The following is a 16,142-nucleotide window of genomic DNA, read 5'->3' on the forward strand; positions in this document are numbered from 1 at the left end:
GTGATGCACATGGGGTTGGAGCAGCTAGAATTCCAATTGAGGAACATCATGCTGGATTGTTTGTAAATTCTTCAATAGCTATGGCTGATTTCATTCTCTCTGTTCAGCAAAATAATTCGTAATGCTCACATACCATTTTGGTACTTGAGCATAAGAAAACGACCACACAGGAGTATTCCTACTCTTGTATGGTCGTTATTTCTTTTGTCACCGATTGAAGACGTCACTCAAAATCTTCTTTTCTACAAATCCCTAAGTGAAGTCCTCTTTAAGGCAGCCCCGCTTTATTTTACAGTATATAGCGTTCCAAGTTCTGATCCTGAACAACATTCTTCATGCGTTCGTCAACATAATCTTTGTCTATGGTAATTGTTTCACCGCAGTGAAGGTCTGCAGAAAAACTCAGATCCTCAAGCACTGTCTCCATAATGGTATGAAGGCGGCGGGCACCTATGTTTTCTGCACGTGAATTGACGTCTTCGGCAATAAAGGCCATTCTATCAATCGCGTCTTCGGTAATGTCAAGAACAACACCCTCTGTTCCCAAAAGAGCCTCATACTGTTTTACAAGGGCATTTTTCGGTTCAGTAAGAATGCGCTTGAAGTCTTCTTTTTTCAAAGCTTCAAGTTCAACTCTGAGAGGGAAACGGCCCTGAAGTTCAGGAATAAGGTCTCCTGGAGCCGAAACACTGAATGCACCTGCACCAATAAACAGAATGTGCGTTGTATTTACGACACCCCACTTTGTGTTTACATCGCTTCCTTCAACAATCGGAAGAATATCGCGCTGAACACCTTCGCGGCTTACGTCCTGTCTTGAAGATTCACCGCCCTTTGTGGCAATCTTGTCTATTTCATCAATAAAAATGATTCCGCTCTGCTCTACACGTTTTTTTGCTTCGTCTGCAACTTTGTCAGAATCTGTCATGCGGTCAAGATTTTCGGCCATGAGAATACCGCGGGCTTCTGCTACAGTTACCGTCTTGCGCCTGATTCTTCCGCCCGAAAGCATTTCCTGAAGGCTGTTTATTCCCTGCTCAAAATCTTCGGGATTTCCGCGTCCAAGCACGTCCATTCCCATAAATCTTGGCTGCTGGTGAACGTTTACTTCGACCATTCTGTCTTCAAGCTTTCCTTCGCGCAACAGTTTGCGGAATTTTTCTCTTGTCTCTGACATCCTTTCGGCAGCATCTGCATCCTCAAAAGAAGGGTTTGCGCTTTCTTTTGGTTCTACGTCAGAATTTTCTTCTTCGACGGCTGTATTTTTGGGAACATCTATTTTAATTATTCCGCCCTGAACAGGACTGTCTTCACCAAAAAGTCCCCCCAGAACACGTACTTCATTTTTCTTTGAAGCATCTTTATTTTTGGAAGTTTTGTCTGCACTGCCGGGAAGAATAAGATCCAGAAGCTGCTCTTCTACCTTCGGGGCACATTTTTCTTTAAGTGTCTCCTGCATTTCGGCCTTTACCATATTGTATCCTACAGCCATAAGATCCCTTACCATGCTTTCTACATCGCGGCCAACATATCCTACTTCTGTATATTTTGTGGCTTCAACCTTAAGAAAAGGCGCACCGCAGAGTTTTGCAAGACGGCGGGCAATTTCTGTTTTGCCTACACCGGTCGGCCCGATCATCAGAATATTTTTCGGAGCAACTTCATCCCTTATATCTGCAGGAAGCTTTATTCTGCGCTGGCGGTTTCTTAACGCAACAGCAACAAAACGCTTTGCTTTCTGCTGGCCTATTATGTATCCGTCAAGTCTTTCTACAATCTGTGCCGGAGTAAGCCCGTCGGGAATTCCTGCTGAAGTATTTTTTATTTCGTTTTCCAACTTAAAGCTCCTCTACGGTTATGTGGCTGTTTGTGTAAATGCAGATCTGTCCTGCAATTTTAAGTGACTTTTCTACAATTTCCTTTGCACTGTAATCGCTGGCTTCCATGTAGGCAAGGGCTGCAGAATAGGCATAGTTTCCGCCGGAACCGATGGCAAGAATATCGTTTTCGGGCTCAATGACATCGCCACTTCCTGAAATAAGAAGAATCTTGTCTTTGTCTGCCACGAGAAGCAGTGCATCCAGTTTGCTCATGGAACGCTCGGTTCTCCAGAGTTTTGCAAGTTCAACTGCGGAACGTGTCAAATCGCCGTTAAAAGACTTGAGTTTTTCTTCAAATTTGTCAAACAGAGTAAAGGCATCTGCTGTAGCCCCGGCAAATCCTGTAAGAACCTTTCCGTCAAAAATGCGGCGTACTTTTCTTGCATTGCCTTTCATAACGGTATTGCCCATTGTAACCTGTCCGTCACCGGCCATTGCAACCTTACCATTTCTTTTTACGGCAATTACGGTTGTACTTCTTATTTTGCGCTCTTCATCTTCGGTCATAATTACTCCTTTGCCATTTTGGCCTTGTCTGCTTCATTTGCACGGGCAAAATCTCCCGCAACATCAGGAGTTACATCCTCCTCGTCTGAATGCAGATAATCACAGTCAGGGTTTATACAGCTCTTGTAAGAACCATTTTTCTTGTCATACTTTTCTACGAGGAACCAGCCGCACTTGGGGCAGACTGAATCTACCGGCTTAAAGTGGGTTATAAAGTCACACGCCGGATAATTCGTACATCCATAGAATTCTTTTCCGCGCCCCTTTGTTTTTCTTGCAACAATGTTTCCGTCACAACCGGGTCTCGGGCACTTTGCCAGAGGAATGCTTTTTGTGTTATGGCACTCGGGGAATCCGGAACAAGCCAAAAAGTATCCGAAGCGTCCCAGTTTTTTTACCATGGGGCGGCCGCACTTTTCGCACTTTTCATCAGTTGCTTCATCCAGGGAACCCTTAAGACTTTCCTGGGTGTCCATAACTTCATCAACACGTTTTTTGAACGGCCCAAAGAAATCTGCAATCATTCCGTTCCAGACAAGAACATTCTGTTCAACCTTATCCAGATCGTTTTCAACATCAGAAGTAAATTTTTCGTTGATTACATCGGGGAATGACTCTACAAGAATTCTGCATATAATCTTTCCGAGCTGTGTCGGAACAAGCTGCTTGTTGCTTCTGGTAACATAATATCTATCCAGAAGAACGCTGATTATAGGCGCATATGTAGAAGGACGGCCGATTCCCTTTTCTTCCAAAGTCTTGACAATAGAAGCATCGGTATAGCGTGCCGGTCCCTGTGTAAAATGCTGATCGGGATAGAATGTTCCGCTCGAAAGTTCTTCACCCTTTTTGAGCGACGGAAGGTTTCCCGTAACGTCTTCTTTTGAAGAAAGAGTCTTTATTACATTATAGAAACCCTTGTACGAAAGTTTGCTTGCACTTACACGGAACAGCGCATCTCCGGCCTGGATATCCACACTTGTTGTCTTTGAGAGTGCATTCTTCATCTGGCTTGAAACAAACCGTTCCCAGATAATTGAATAAAGTCTCAACTGGTCTCTGGTAAGATATTCCTTAACGCTTTCAGGCGTGTATTTTACATAAGTCGGGCGAATACCTTCGTGGGCATCCTGTGCACCTTTTCCGACGGAATATTCAATTTTTTCTGCAGGAAGATCATCAGGATAATTTTCAGAAATCCATCCGCGTACATCATCAATTGCAGTCTGCGAAATTCTTACGGAGTCCGTTCGCATGTAAGTGATAAGACCAACGCGCGTACTTCCAATCTGAATACCTTCGTAAAGCTGCTGTGCAATCTGCATTGTCTTTCTTGAAGTAAAATTCAGACGGTTTGCCGCGGCCTGCTGAAGCTTTGATGTCGTAAACGGAGCCTTCGGCCTTACGTTTTTTTCGACTTCCTTTATATCCGAAACAACACATGCGCTGTTTTTGATTTCGCTGATAATTTCGTTGACGGCAGCTTCATTCTTGAGTTCCGGCTTGGAATTCTTGTACTGAACAAGCTGTGCAGTAAATTTTGTCTTTCCCTTGACAAAATCTGCATCCAGAGTCCAGTATTCTTCAGGAATAAAATCTTCAACTTCCTTTTCGCGCTCGCATATAAGCCTCAGCGCAACCGACTGAACACGGCCGGCAGAAAGTCCATTCTTTACTTTTTTCCAGAGAAGCGGACTCAGGTTATAACCTACCAGACGGTCCAGAACACGCCTTGCCTTCTGTGCATTAACCTTTGCTTCATCAATCTGACGGGGATTCTTTACGGCTTCCTTGATAGCAACAGGTGTAATTTCATTAAAAACAATTCTTTCTATGGGAGCCTTCGTTTTTTCGCTCAGGGCATTGTTCAGATGCCAGGCTATGGCTTCTCCTTCGCGGTCGTTATCAGATGCCAGAAGAACTGCATTGGAGTTTTTTGCATCTTTCTGAAGTTCCTTAAGAAGTTTGGCTCTTCCGCGGACAGTAATATATTCAGGCTGAAAATTATTGTTTACATCTATGGCAATACGGCTTTTGGGAAGATCAATAAGATGGCCCATCGAAGCCTTTACTACATAACCCGGACCAAGATAATGCTCTATGGTTTTTGCCTTTGCAGGAGACTCAACAATAACAAGAGTACGCTTTTTTTTGGCGGTTTTTGACACCTTAGCGGATTTTTTCTTAGCAACAGTCTTTAACTCAGTCTTTTCAGACATAATCACCTCATAAAAAACTAGCTGAATAATTCAAGCTGCTTTATATTTCTGCATATATGCATACCGGGAGCGTCTTTTCTTACGGCAACATAATCGGCATAACTGCCAATAACAGGTGCGCCGTCAGAAAGATATTTTTCCGGAGCGTTTACATTTTTTTCCGCATCAGAGTCAATTGTGCGGAACGGTATTTTTTTTCTACTCTCCCCCAACCCTGCAGAATGGAACATAAGCTCGCGGTTATAATCCAGGGCAAAATCTGCAGTTATAAGGGCACCGCTTCCTGCAGGCGCATGTACAACAACAGTTGCCGGACTCAGACCTGCAATAATACGGTTTCTCTGAACAAAACGCCACGGTTCTGCAGGAGTTCCCGGAATATATTCCGAAACAAGGCATCCGTCAGAAAGAAGAATGTTCCCCGCAAGCCTTCTGTGCCCCGAAGGAACGATTGTATCTATTCCGCAGGGCAGCACGGCTATCGTAGAACCGTGTCTTTCCGAAGCAAGGGCGCCTCTGTGTGCAAAAGAATCAATTCCGTATGCAAGACCGCTTATTACGGTATTGCCGTCAAGGGCTGCATCCTTTGCAAAATCCATTGCGGCAGCTGCACTTTTTTCTGACACGCGCCTGGTTCCTACGACAGAAACACTGCGGTTTGAAAGAGCATCTGCGTTTCCGCGGTAAAAAAGAGCATAGGGCGCATCCTTTATTTCTGAAAGAAGTGCCGGATACCCGTTTTCTGAATAAACAAGGGCCGATATTTCACGTGCCTTCATTATCTTTTCTGCTTTTTCGGCGGAACGGGCACATTCACTGCCATTCCAGATAGTTGCACGCACGGACCTTCCTACTATTTCAGAAATACCTTTTATAGACAGTACAGCAAGTTTATCCAAACTGTCAAGATTCTTCTTTAAAAAGAGTTTTTCGCGGAGAGTGAGAAATGTAATTGAGGACAGTGCAATGTCTAAAATACTCACGTATTAAAACTAACTAATTGGAATACTGTGCGTCAAGAACTATTTTTTTATTGGCCTGTGCTTCTGCTGTTTTTTCAGGATTGGGATTGATTTCTATAATCCTGTCATAAAGAGCACATGCCTTGTCAAACTCGTACATGGTGTAATAAGCCCTTGCAAGAACAAACATTGCATTCGTATCTTTTGTCTGAACTTCAAGAAATCGTTCAAGATAAGGAACAGCCTTCTGCGGTTCGCCAAGTTCAAACACGTAAAGAATGCCTATTCCATACATTGCCCTGTAATATTTTGGATTGATTTCCAGAGCCTGAATATATGCTTCTTCCGAAAGCTTTAGATAATTCATCTTTTTTGCGGCATAATCCGAAACCTGGCCTTGAGCATCGTAATCCAGTGAAGAATTTGCAAGATAACCCGCACAAATTCCTATGTAATAATAGAGGTTTGCATTATTCGGGTAATAGACTATTGCCTTGCGGAATGCGTCAAAGGCTTTTCCGTACATCTGCTGGTCAAGGTAACGGGTACCCAGTATTTTGTACCAGATACCCACCTGTGCTTCAGAAGAGACCAGATCCATTGCCCTCTGATCATATTTTGCAATTGCTTCCTGCAGTTCTTCTTTTGTAGTCGGACTTGAAACGCCTTCTTCCATCTTCTGCATTCTTTTTACAGAATTATAGGAAGGGCCGCACGAAATAACGGCAGATGCAAATATTACTGCCACAATGCAAAATATTGATTTTTTCATTCAGTTAATCCTCGCTAAGGTTGATTCCGCGTGAAAGACCGTCAAGTTTTCTGCGGTAAATGGCAGGCTGTGAAAGATCTTCGGGATCTACCTTGTATCCCGGCGGAACTTCGTGTGTTGCCTTATGCTTCAGTGATTCGTGATGCGACTGGCCTGAAACAAAACCGTCCCTGTCAAAAACATCGTCGTCACTGACTGTATCTTCATAACCACCGTCTTCAGAAACGCTCACTGTACTGAACCTCTGGTCTTCTTCTGAATCAGCATCAGACTCTGCTGCAGAAGATGATGTTCCGCCTATGATTTTCTGGAATACACCGTAATCTACAAGATTATCATCATCATCTTTTTTTGCTGTATCTTCTGCATCTTCAAAAACTTCTGTCTTGTTAAAGCCGGTTGCAATGACAGTAACAGAAACACGGCCGGCCATGTCAGGATTGTCAACAAGTCCAAGGAAAAGTTCAACATTCTGACTTGCAGAAGCCTTGATGTTATTTGAAATCTCGTCAATTTCGGGCATGGTAAGGGAATCATCGCTGGTAATGTTAATAAGAATCTTTGTAGCACCATCAATATGGCTGTTTTCAAGCATAGGATTGGAAATTGCATTCTGGGCGGCATCGATTGCACGGTTTTCACCTTCACCTGCACCGACTCCAAGAATTGCATCTCCTGCACCCTTCATAACCGAGCGTACATCATTGAAATCAAGGTTGATTTCACCCGGAATAGTGATAATTTCAGAAATTCCCCTTACACCTTCGCACAGAACGTTATCTGCAAGAAGGAATGCCTTTTTGTAAGGAAGACTTGCGGCTTTATCCTTTGATGAAACCTTAAGGCACTGCTGGTTTGGAATTACAATAAGACTGTCTACATATTTGCGCAGTTTCTTAAGACCTTCCTTTGCATTTGCCATTCTGACGGCCGCTTCGAATTCAAACGGTGTCGTTACAACGGCAATTGTAAGAATGCCAAGTTCCTGTGCAAGCTGGGCAACAATAGGTGCAGAACCTGTTCCTGTTCCGCCGCCCATTCCGGCTGTAATAATAACCATATCGGCTCCTTCAAGAAGCCCTTTTATTACTTCTGAATCTTCTTTTGCAGCCTGTTCGCCTACTACGGGGTTTCCGCCTGCACCAAGACCGCCGGTTATTGCCTGTCCTATAGGAATACGTTTTGGAGCCGGAGACATTTTCAACGCCTGCAGATCTGTATTCAAAACTATAAATTCAACATCTTTTACGCCGACTTCTATCATGCGTTTTACAGCACTTGAACCGCCACCACCGCAGCCGATAATTTTTATTACCGTCGGATTCGCCGTGAGCTGTGAATCATCTGCAGCGGCAGGTGTTTTTTCTTCCTCGATATTGTCAAAATCTATCATAAATCCTCCAAACCCAATTCTCTTTTATTAAGGCATATTACGTAAACTGTCCGTAACTGCCCTGAAAAGTTCCAAAAGTTTCTGTTCCTAAAAGAAATGCTTTATAAAATCTTTTATAAAATGATGCCCGCCGTTGTCAGAAGCGGATTTCCCGGCCTTTTTATAATAAGACTTCTTTTTGTCCTGCGAATTGTTATTGAACTGAACAAGCCCCATAACAGTTGCAAAGTCCGGTTCACGGTAACTTTTGTCTACACCGCCCATGTCAGAACAGCAGCCGATTCTTACAGAAGACGTCTTCCATACACTCTGCGCAAGTTCAACGACACCCGGCATCAAAGCACCGCCGCCTGTAAGAACGATACTTCCGCTCAGCTTGGTAAGATTAGAACGGCGCACAACCTCTTTTTTTACAAGAGTAAGTATTTCTTCCATACGAGGCGCAATTATCTGGCACAGTTCGAGCCTGTTAGTCTGCTCTGGCGGTCTTCCACCTACTCCAGGAATAATTACTTCTTCATTTTCTTCACCGCCGAATACCCAGCAGCTTCCACTTTCTACCTTTATCTTTTCTGCAACAGCATTCGGGATTCCCTTTACTATTGCAATGTCATTCGTAACAAGGTTTCCGCCTACAGGAATTGAGGCTGTAAAAACAGGCGCACCGTTGTTTATTACAATCACGTCTGTAGTTCCACCGCCAAGGTCAATCAGAATAGAACCCAGATCCATTTCGTCTGAATGAAGCGTTGACTTTGCAGCCGCAAGCGTTTTGAGCATAACATTATCCAGATTGTATCCTGCTCGGGTTATGCACTGCTGGATATTTGCAAAGGCTGTTTCCGAAGCCATAACCAGGTGAACTGACACTTCCAGTCTTACGCCCATTATTCCAATAGGGTTTTTGTAACCTGCCTGACCGTCAATTATATAATCCTGAGGAATTACGTGGATAAGTTTTTTGTCAAGCGGAATCATTATTGACTTTGCAACATCAATAACCCTTTTTTTTGCACTTTCGCCTATTTCCATGGGTCTTAAGTTTCTGCCCGAAGCGTCCACCCCTGTCTGGCCTGTGGAATTCGTGCTTTCTACCTGGGAACCGCCGATTGCCGTACAGACAGAAGTAACTTCCACACCTGCGGCACGGTCAGCTTCTTCTACAGTTTCCCTTATTGCGTTCATGGCAGCATCAATATTTACTATTACGCCGTTACGGAGTCCCTGAGAAGGCCTTTTTGCCAGACCGATAATTTCTATATTGTTGTCGGCATCAAGCTCACCTATGGCAACTCTTATGAAACATGTTCCAATGTCAAGACCAACAACTTTGTCGCCCAAAATAATCCCCCAAAACATTACTTGACTTAAGGAACAAAATTCTTAAATCAAGTTCCTGTCACACAAATTTCAATTAACGGCTGCGGAAGAACGAGTCCTGTAGGACACTGAACCGTAGCGTAAATCTATCTCGGAAACATCCGGCTCGATTGAATCGACTACATCAAGCACAACCATCATGTACTTCAAGGCCTCTTCGTTAAGAGAACGGTCTGTAAGAACCCTGACATGTTTGTGCACAGGATACAGAACAAGTTCGTAATTGCCGTATTCCTTCTGCACAACCTGAATTTCAGAAATAGCGGCAAAATACTTCTGCGACCGGCTTCTGACAGTTTCTATCTGGTCCAAAAGAACGCGGTAATTTGCAGGTATGCTCATACCTTCCCTGAATTTTTCTACAGGAAGACCCGAAACAAGCGGTATCTCATAATCGGTGTCAGATTTCTGACGGTTGCCAGTGAATAATACACCATTTTTATCAATTTGAACAGATATATAGCGGCCGCCGTTATTAATAACAGTTTTTGCTACAGGAACACGTTCTTTGACAGACACAATCACTCTGTCAGGAAAAACCTTTGAAACATCAACGCTGTCTATATAAGGAACAGAACTCAAAAGAGATGCTGCCCTTTGGGTATCAAAGCGTAGCCAGGACGATGTTTTCATACTGCCCAGAAGTTCCGTAAATTCCTGCTGGTAAGCAGACTTCAGTCCGGAAACAGTTATTGACGGTTTTGAAAAACACGGAACGAGAACCATCGATATAATAAGTTCAGCAAAAAGAAGAACGGCAAGAACAAAAACCAGAATCTTTACGAGAAAAACCTTTTTGTCTTTTTTTTCACTTTTGTCAGATCCTGAAACAGTCACAAAATCCTCAAAATCGGTAAATACTACATCACTCATTTTCTATTATTATTCCCTCCAGACTTTCTGTCATATTCTTTTTGGCAAAACTGTATTCTTCAAGTTCCTCATCCGAAGCGCAGTGCGAAGCGTTCAGTATAAAACCGCTCATCGCAAATGTCGTCAAAAGCGACGTTCCTCCGGCAGTAAAAAACGGAAGCGATATTCCTGTAGTAGGAACAGCACCGCAGACAACAGCGCAATTCAAAAGAGACTGTGCTGCAATCATTATTGTAAACGCAAATGCCGAGTACGCTGCAAATTTATTCTGGCAGGACAAAGAAATAACTGTTCCGCGCCATACAAAAAAAGCAAGAAGAACAAAATATACAGTTACTCCGGCAAGTCCCATTGCATTTGCCCACCCTGCAAAAATATAGTCACTCTGAACTTCAGGAATTGAAGCTACACGCCACATTCCGCCGCCCATTCCTGCTCCCCAGATTCCACCGGCAGTAATAGCCAGCTGTGACTTTATAAGCTGGTAATTGAGTTCACCGTTCAGAAAGTCAATGACACGGTCCAGACGGTAAACTTTTATTGTAGTAAAAAAAACTGCAAACAGAACAAGAATTATTCCCATAGGCAAAAGCCACAAAATTGAATTCCCTGTAATGATGAACATTAAAATTCCAATGCAGAAAATAAAAATGGCAGTAGACAAATCGTTCTGACCAAAAGCAATAAATGCACAGAGAGGAACAACAACAAAAAGAGGATAATTGCGGTGTTTCTTTCCGCTTTCCCTTTCATAGTCAGAAGCATGGTCAACAAAAAGATATGCCAGATAAAACACAAGTGCCGGCTTTATAAATTCAGAAGGCTGAAAAGAAATAAAACCCAGATCAACACATCTGTACGCACCGTTTCTCTCGTCCTTGAATCCCGGAATTACGGCCATAACGCAAAGAATAAAGCATGCATAAAAAACAACAACCGAAATTTTCTTTATAAAATTAACCGGAAGAAATGCCATTGCACAAAAAGCAACAAATGCCACACACGAATACTTAAGCTGATCGTAAAAAAAGCCCAGGCTGTTTGCGTCACTTCTGATTCTGAGCGCGGCTTCCTGCGTACTTACATAAAGCGTAACCATTCCCAGAGACCACAAAAGCAGAACAGCAACAAAGAAAAGAGGATCACTTTTTCTGAATCTTACGGCAGGTTTGTCTGCAAAAAGCGTATAGTTAGTCATGGGAATTTTCTCCCAGAATATGCGCAACTGCACGTTCAAGCCCCATTCCGCGAGAACCCTTTACAAGAACAACAGCACCTTCACCCATAGAAGAGCAGACTTTTTCTGCAGCCTGTTCCATAACAGAATCACTCTTTCCTGCAAAGTATGCAAGTTCGCATTTACAGTGCGATTCAAGTGCAGCATTGTAAGCATTCTGCATCTCATCGCCAGTAAACACTACAAGGGAACATCCGGCCCCGGCGGCAAGAAGACCTGTTTTTCTGTGTTCAGAAGCAGAAGCCTCTCCAAGTTCAAGCATATCTCCCAGAACCAAGCATTTTCCCTGCGGGCATGGAACAGAAGAAATAAATTCAATTGCCCTTTCCATGGAGTCGGGATTTGCATTGTAACAATCCTGGACAACAGTATACCGTCCGTGGAGCACCTGGCTTCTTCCGAACATAGGCTTTAAATTATTTAGGCCGGAACAAATTTCTTCTGCAGAAAGTCCCAGGAATTTTGCAAGTTCAACGGCAGCAAGCGCGTCCAGAAAATTGTACTTTCCAGGAAGCGGAATAAGTGCTTTTTTGCCGCATACAGAAATTTCGGTTCCTTCAAGACCTTTGTCTTTTACAAGCTGCACATCTGCATCTACGCCTTCCCCGTACAGAACAACGTTTCCGTCAACGCGCTCCTTTAAAAATGAAGCAAAATCATCTCCTGCCGGAATAAAAGCTGTTCCGATTCCTTGAAAATAATCAAAAATCTTTGACTTTTCTGCAGCAATATTTTCCCGTGAACCAAGAATTCCTATGTGTGCCGTACCGATATTTGTAATAACAGCAAAACGCGGTTTAAGAACAGAGGCAATTTCACCGATTTCGTTAACGCGGTTCATTCCCATCTCAAAAATACCAACCTGATGTTCCTTTCTGATTGCAAATACAGAAAGAGGAAGGCCTGTTTCGCTGTTAAAGTTACCCCTGTTTGTAACAACACTGTACTTCTGTGACAGAATTGCGGCAGCTATCTCTTTTGTAGTAGTTTTACCGCTAGAACCCGTTACTCCGATCTTGATCAAAGAAGGAAACTTGTCTACATAAGCCGCAGCAGTTTTCTGCAAAGCCGTCAAAGTATTCTGTACAGCAATAAAAATAACCGCCGGATTTTTTGAATGAATGTCTACAAAATAATCACTGTCTTTTTCAAAATTGTCAAAGGCAATAAAAACAACAGAAACACCTGCGGCCACTGCCTGGGGAATAAATTTATGTCCGTCCTGATTTTCACCAATAAGAGGAACAAAAAGAGAATTTTTTGTTACAAGCCTGCTGTCTGTCTGCACAGAATCAAAAAAGAATTCCCCGTCCCCAAGAACATGCACACCGCCTGTTGCAGAAAGAACATTTTCAAGAGAAAGAAGGCTTTGTTTGTTTTCAGTTTTACCGCTTGTACCGCTCATTTTTTATTCCTCATTTCTACCCTGACAATTTCATTTGATTCGGCTTTTCTCATGCCGAGTTCATTTTCTGCAACCTTTTCAATTCTGTCAGAGCTTGAGAGAACTCCAATCTCGGTAATAAGCTTTTTATTCTGCTCCACAAATTCAGACTGCTTTTCTTCGAGTTCAAGAACAGAATCTTCCTGTTCCTTGAATTTTTTGGACTGAACTGCATTCAATATCAAAAGACCCGGAATACTGAGCGCAAGCAAAAAAAGTCCCATGGTCTTGAAAATAGAACTTATGCCCTGTTTCATAATGCTTCAACTCCTCTAAGCCTGTCCTGTCCGGCATCACATATTTTTCTTACAACCCTGAGTTTTGCACTTCTGGAAGGGGAATTTTCCTGAACTTCCGTTTCTGTAGGTGCAAGCGGTTTTTTTTGTCAAAAGTTCCGCACAGGGATGGCCGCCGCAAGTACAGACAGGTCTTTCCGGCGGGCAGACACAAACTTTCGCCAGATTTCTGAAGTAATTCTTTACAATTCTGTCTTCTATCGAATGAAAAGTAATTACGCCAAGTTTTCCGCCCGGAGCAAGAACATTGAATGCATCGTGAACAGCTTCGACAAGCCTTCGAAGTTCGCCGTTAACATAAATTCTTATTGCCTGGAACGTTCTTGTCGCAGGATGAATATTTCCGTGCCTGTAATTCTGCGGAACAGCATTATATATAATATCGGCAAGAGTCTTTGTCGACGTAATACGGAACTGAGTTCTTGCAGCAACAATAGCCGAAGCAATCCTGCGTGAATATTTTTCGTCGGAATAGAGATAAATCATATCTGCAAGTTTTTTTTCATCCATTCCGTTTACAACATCCTCTGCACTTTCCCCTGCAGAAGGATTAAGCCTCATGTCAAGTTCTTCGTCATGCCGGAATGAAAAACCGCGCCCGCTGCGTTCGTAATGAAAAACGCTTATTCCAAGATCAAAAAGAATAAGATTGGGTTTTCTCATGTCAGCAGGATAATTTCTGTAAAAATCATTGAACCATCCGTTAAAGAACTGCATTCTTTCACCGAAAGGTTCAAGGCGTTCGCGGGCCCTGGACTGAATCACAGGATCCGCGTCAACACCAAGAATATGTAATGCCGGAAACTTTGTCAGAAAATTAAAGGAATGTCCCCCTTCGCCAAGCGTTGAATCGATCATGAACGCATCTTTCTCAAACGGCTCGCCCGCAGGAGAAAGCATTTCGAGACATTCATTCAATAAAACAGGCGTATGGACAATCTCCATTTTCTGAAACCCCGCAAAACTTCATTAAAATCACAGTAGAATTCCGCTCATACTTTCTGCGGCCTGCTGGAACGAACTTTCAGTCTTTTCGAGATAATCGCGGTAACTGGCAGAATCCCACAATTCCATGTATTTGTTTATACCAAGAATTGTGCATTCTCCGGAAAGACCTGCGTATTCCCTAAGACTTTGGGGTATAGAAAGGCGACCCGAACGGTCAAATTCCAATTTTTGCGCTGGAGCAATAAACCTGCGCAGAACAAGACGTTTTTGATCATTAAACAAAGAAGCGGAACCAAGTATCTTTTCGTTCAAAGAAGCCCACTCCTCCATCGTAAAAAGCATGAGACAGTGATCAAGACCCTGCGTTACCATGAGAACTTCCTGCTGCAAAACAGAACGCAACTTGGCCGGAAAAAGAATTCTTCCCTTTTCATCAAGCGTATTGCAATATTCACCGATAAGCATTTCCATGCCACTACTCACCACTTTTACCCACTATTTCCCACTTACCAACCATTTTATCAACTTTTTTTATAATGTCAATGCGGAAAAATGCCGATACTTATAATTTTGTTAATCTGATATTGATTTTTTCAAATAAAAACTTTAAAAATGTATAGGAAAGTTCCGGCAGAACAGTCCCGCCTTGATTTTCAAAAAATATTCTGCAGTAAAATAATGATAAACACACTAAACGAAACACACCTTCACAAAACATTAAAAAGAATCTATGCAAACAAAACAGAAGGAAGTGTTATGGAACAGCCGGCAGAAGGATACATTGCAGACATAATAAGACCAGACGGCGAAATAATTGAAATCCAGACCGGAAGCCTTTCATCCCTTTTGCCCAAGATAACAAAATATCTGGCCGCAAAAAGAAATGTAACCGTTGTATATCCTCTTGCCGCAAAAAAATATATAGAAACAAAAAAAGACGGCTGTCTTGTTTCCAGAAGAAAAAGCCCTGTTTCAAAAAATATTTACAGTATATTCAAAGAGCTGACCGGCCTCACCTCAGTTCTGCTCGATCCAAAGTTTACACTCATTGTACATGAGTCAACAATTACAGAAGAAAGGGAACAGACTGAATTATGCGTCCAGTCAAAAAACAACAGGCGCCGATTCAGAAAAAACTGGTTAAAAACCGGAAAACGACTCGAAGACACAGGAACAGAACATATTTTTAACGGCACCCGAAGTTACCTGAATCTCATTCCAAAAGATCTGCCGCAAATGTTTTGTGTCAAAGACCTTCTTTTGTGCGCAAAGAAAAATATTCCGGGAATAAAAGAAAATGAAATAAGACTTTTTGTCTGGGTCTGTATAAAAACCGGCTTAATTGAATTTATAGAAAAAAACGGCCGCCATAAAATATACAGAATAAAAAGCGGCCTTCAGAAATAAAATTACTTCGGAACAGAATAAATTCAAAAACAAAAAACCCGGCTCAAAAAGTGAAACCACCTTAAGAACCGGGTTGTAAGACAAAAAGGTCTTGTTACCAGTTGTCCATCATATCGTCTTCATCACGATTCTGAATATCATACAAGTCAGTAACCGCGCGTATGTCATCCAGGTACATATAGAAAGAACCCTTTGCTTCCATAGGATTGCAGTCTACTCTGAATCCTACAATGCGAAGACCGGGTTTGTCTCCATGGTAAACACTCTGCTGGATAATTCCGTGCTCTCCGTCCGGTGAAGGTGGAATTGCTGTAGTAAGTTTCTTCCATCCGCTGAACTCAAGTGAACCCATCCAGATTTCAAAATTGTTTCCGTTGTAATCCTGAACCAAAAGCCACATCTGGTGACCCATATTGCGTCCGCAAACCCAGACAGAAACAGTCTTTGTTACTCCTTCAATAGGAATAGGACGTGCTGCAGTAATATAGAAAGAATTAACACCACGGCGGAAGAATTCTGTCTTTACACCAAAAACTTTTGTATCTTCCATTTCCTGATTGTCTGCATCTTCAAGAGGTTCCTTTGCAAGCGGACTTCCGTCAAAAAGGCGGCCGGAAATAACACCGTAATCGGGTGAAATATGAACATTCCACGAACCTTCCCTTTCAAAACGGTCAACACTTACTTCTCTAAGAGCCTGCTTGGCACTGTCGTTACCGATATTTGAAGCATCAGGCTCAGAAAGAGAATCTGTCTGTGCAAAAACTGAAGCTCCGGACAAAATCAAAGCGGCCATAACCGCAAAATGCAATTTTTTCATAATT

The 16,142-nt window shown here is 42.6% G+C and carries 14 protein-coding genes and 2 pseudogenes; 2 read left to right on the forward strand and 14 right to left on the reverse strand.

Annotation, left to right across the window (positions count from 1 at the left end; translation table 11 throughout):
- Positions 1-2 precede the first annotated feature (2 nt).
- Positions 3-122 (forward strand): annotated as a pseudogene (locus IWA51_RS12930) (abortive infection family protein); the annotation flags it as partial.
- Between the two features lie 167 nt (positions 123-289).
- Here the strand turns inward: IWA51_RS12930 and hslU are convergent.
- The 13 genes and pseudogenes from hslU to mraZ all read right to left on the reverse strand — a co-directional run bounded on the left by hslU (position 290) and on the right by mraZ (position 14,382).
- Positions 290-1,837 (reverse strand): ATP-dependent protease ATPase subunit HslU, encoded by a 1,548-nt coding sequence (gene hslU / locus IWA51_RS08200; protein ID WP_230402631.1) that lies wholly within the window; start codon positions 1,835-1,837, stop codon positions 290-292.
- A gap of 1 nt (position 1,838) precedes the next feature.
- Positions 1,839-2,387 carry an ATP-dependent protease subunit HslV gene (gene hslV / locus IWA51_RS08205; protein ID WP_177528968.1) on the reverse strand — a complete coding sequence of 183 codons (549 nt, stop codon included), beginning with the start codon at positions 2,385-2,387 and terminating at the stop codon, positions 1,839-1,841.
- Positions 2,388-2,389: 2 nt separating this feature from the next.
- On the reverse strand, positions 2,390-4,606 hold the full coding sequence (topA, locus tag IWA51_RS08210) for a type I DNA topoisomerase (protein ID WP_198442067.1): 2,217 nt from the start codon (positions 4,604-4,606) through the stop codon (positions 2,390-2,392).
- 17 nt (positions 4,607-4,623) lie between these two features.
- On the reverse strand, positions 4,624-5,589 hold the full coding sequence (dprA, locus tag IWA51_RS08215; protein WP_198442068.1) for a DNA-processing protein DprA: 966 nt from the start codon (positions 5,587-5,589) through the stop codon (positions 4,624-4,626).
- 13 nt (positions 5,590-5,602) lie between these two features.
- Positions 5,603-6,340: a tetratricopeptide repeat protein gene (locus IWA51_RS08220; RefSeq protein WP_198442069.1), complete on the reverse strand. Its 738-nt coding sequence runs from the start codon at positions 6,338-6,340 to the stop codon at positions 5,603-5,605.
- A gap of 4 nt (positions 6,341-6,344) precedes the next feature.
- Positions 6,345-7,733 (reverse strand): cell division protein FtsZ, encoded by a 1,389-nt coding sequence (ftsZ, locus tag IWA51_RS08225; RefSeq protein WP_177528972.1) that lies wholly within the window; start codon positions 7,731-7,733, stop codon positions 6,345-6,347.
- Between the two features lie 87 nt (positions 7,734-7,820).
- Positions 7,821-9,074, reverse strand: a complete 1,254-nt coding sequence (gene ftsA, locus IWA51_RS08230; protein WP_177528973.1) for a cell division protein FtsA — start codon at positions 9,072-9,074, stop codon at positions 7,821-7,823.
- 69 nt (positions 9,075-9,143) lie between these two features.
- Positions 9,144-9,986, reverse strand: a complete 843-nt coding sequence (locus IWA51_RS08235; RefSeq protein WP_198442070.1) for a cell division protein FtsQ/DivIB — start codon at positions 9,984-9,986, stop codon at positions 9,144-9,146.
- Positions 9,979-11,184, reverse strand: coding sequence for an FtsW/RodA/SpoVE family cell cycle protein (locus IWA51_RS08240; RefSeq protein ID WP_177528975.1), 1,206 nt, complete (start codon positions 11,182-11,184; stop codon positions 9,979-9,981). Before IWA51_RS08240 ends, IWA51_RS08235 begins: the two co-directional genes overlap by 8 nt.
- Complete coding sequence (locus IWA51_RS08245) at positions 11,177-12,628, reverse strand: UDP-N-acetylmuramoyl-tripeptide--D-alanyl-D-alanine ligase (protein ID WP_198442071.1); 1,452 nt, start codon at positions 12,626-12,628, stop codon at positions 11,177-11,179. Before IWA51_RS08245 ends, IWA51_RS08240 begins: the two co-directional genes overlap by 8 nt.
- The gene (locus IWA51_RS08250; RefSeq protein ID WP_177528977.1) at positions 12,625-12,924 is read right to left on the reverse strand and encodes a cell division protein FtsL; all 300 of its coding nucleotides are present in this window, start codon (positions 12,922-12,924) and stop codon (positions 12,625-12,627) included. The genes IWA51_RS08245 and IWA51_RS08250 overlap by 4 nt, the downstream gene beginning before the upstream one ends.
- A pseudogene (gene rsmH, locus IWA51_RS08255) lies at positions 12,921-13,908 on the reverse strand (16S rRNA (cytosine(1402)-N(4))-methyltransferase RsmH). Before rsmH ends, IWA51_RS08250 begins: the two are co-directional and overlap by 4 nt.
- Before the next feature lie 30 nt (positions 13,909-13,938).
- Entirely contained in the window at positions 13,939-14,382 is a 444-nt protein-coding gene (gene mraZ, locus IWA51_RS08260; protein ID WP_177528979.1) for a division/cell wall cluster transcriptional repressor MraZ, read from the reverse strand.
- Positions 14,383-14,589: 207 nt separating this feature from the next.
- Between mraZ and IWA51_RS08265 the strand changes: the two genes are divergently transcribed.
- Entirely contained in the window at positions 14,590-15,318 is a 729-nt protein-coding gene (locus IWA51_RS08265) for a DUF8091 domain-containing protein (RefSeq protein WP_198442072.1), read from the forward strand.
- A 94-nt stretch (positions 15,319-15,412) separates the two neighbouring features.
- Here IWA51_RS08265 and IWA51_RS08270 read toward each other — a convergent pair whose 3' ends face one another.
- Entirely contained in the window at positions 15,413-16,138 is a 726-nt protein-coding gene (locus IWA51_RS08270; RefSeq protein WP_198442073.1) for a flagellar filament outer layer protein FlaA, read from the reverse strand.
- Between the last annotated feature and the right edge of the window lie 4 nt (positions 16,139-16,142).

This window comes from Treponema peruense (genome assembly GCF_016117655.1).
Lineage (GTDB): Bacteria > Spirochaetota > Spirochaetia > Treponematales > Treponemataceae > Treponema_D > Treponema_D peruense.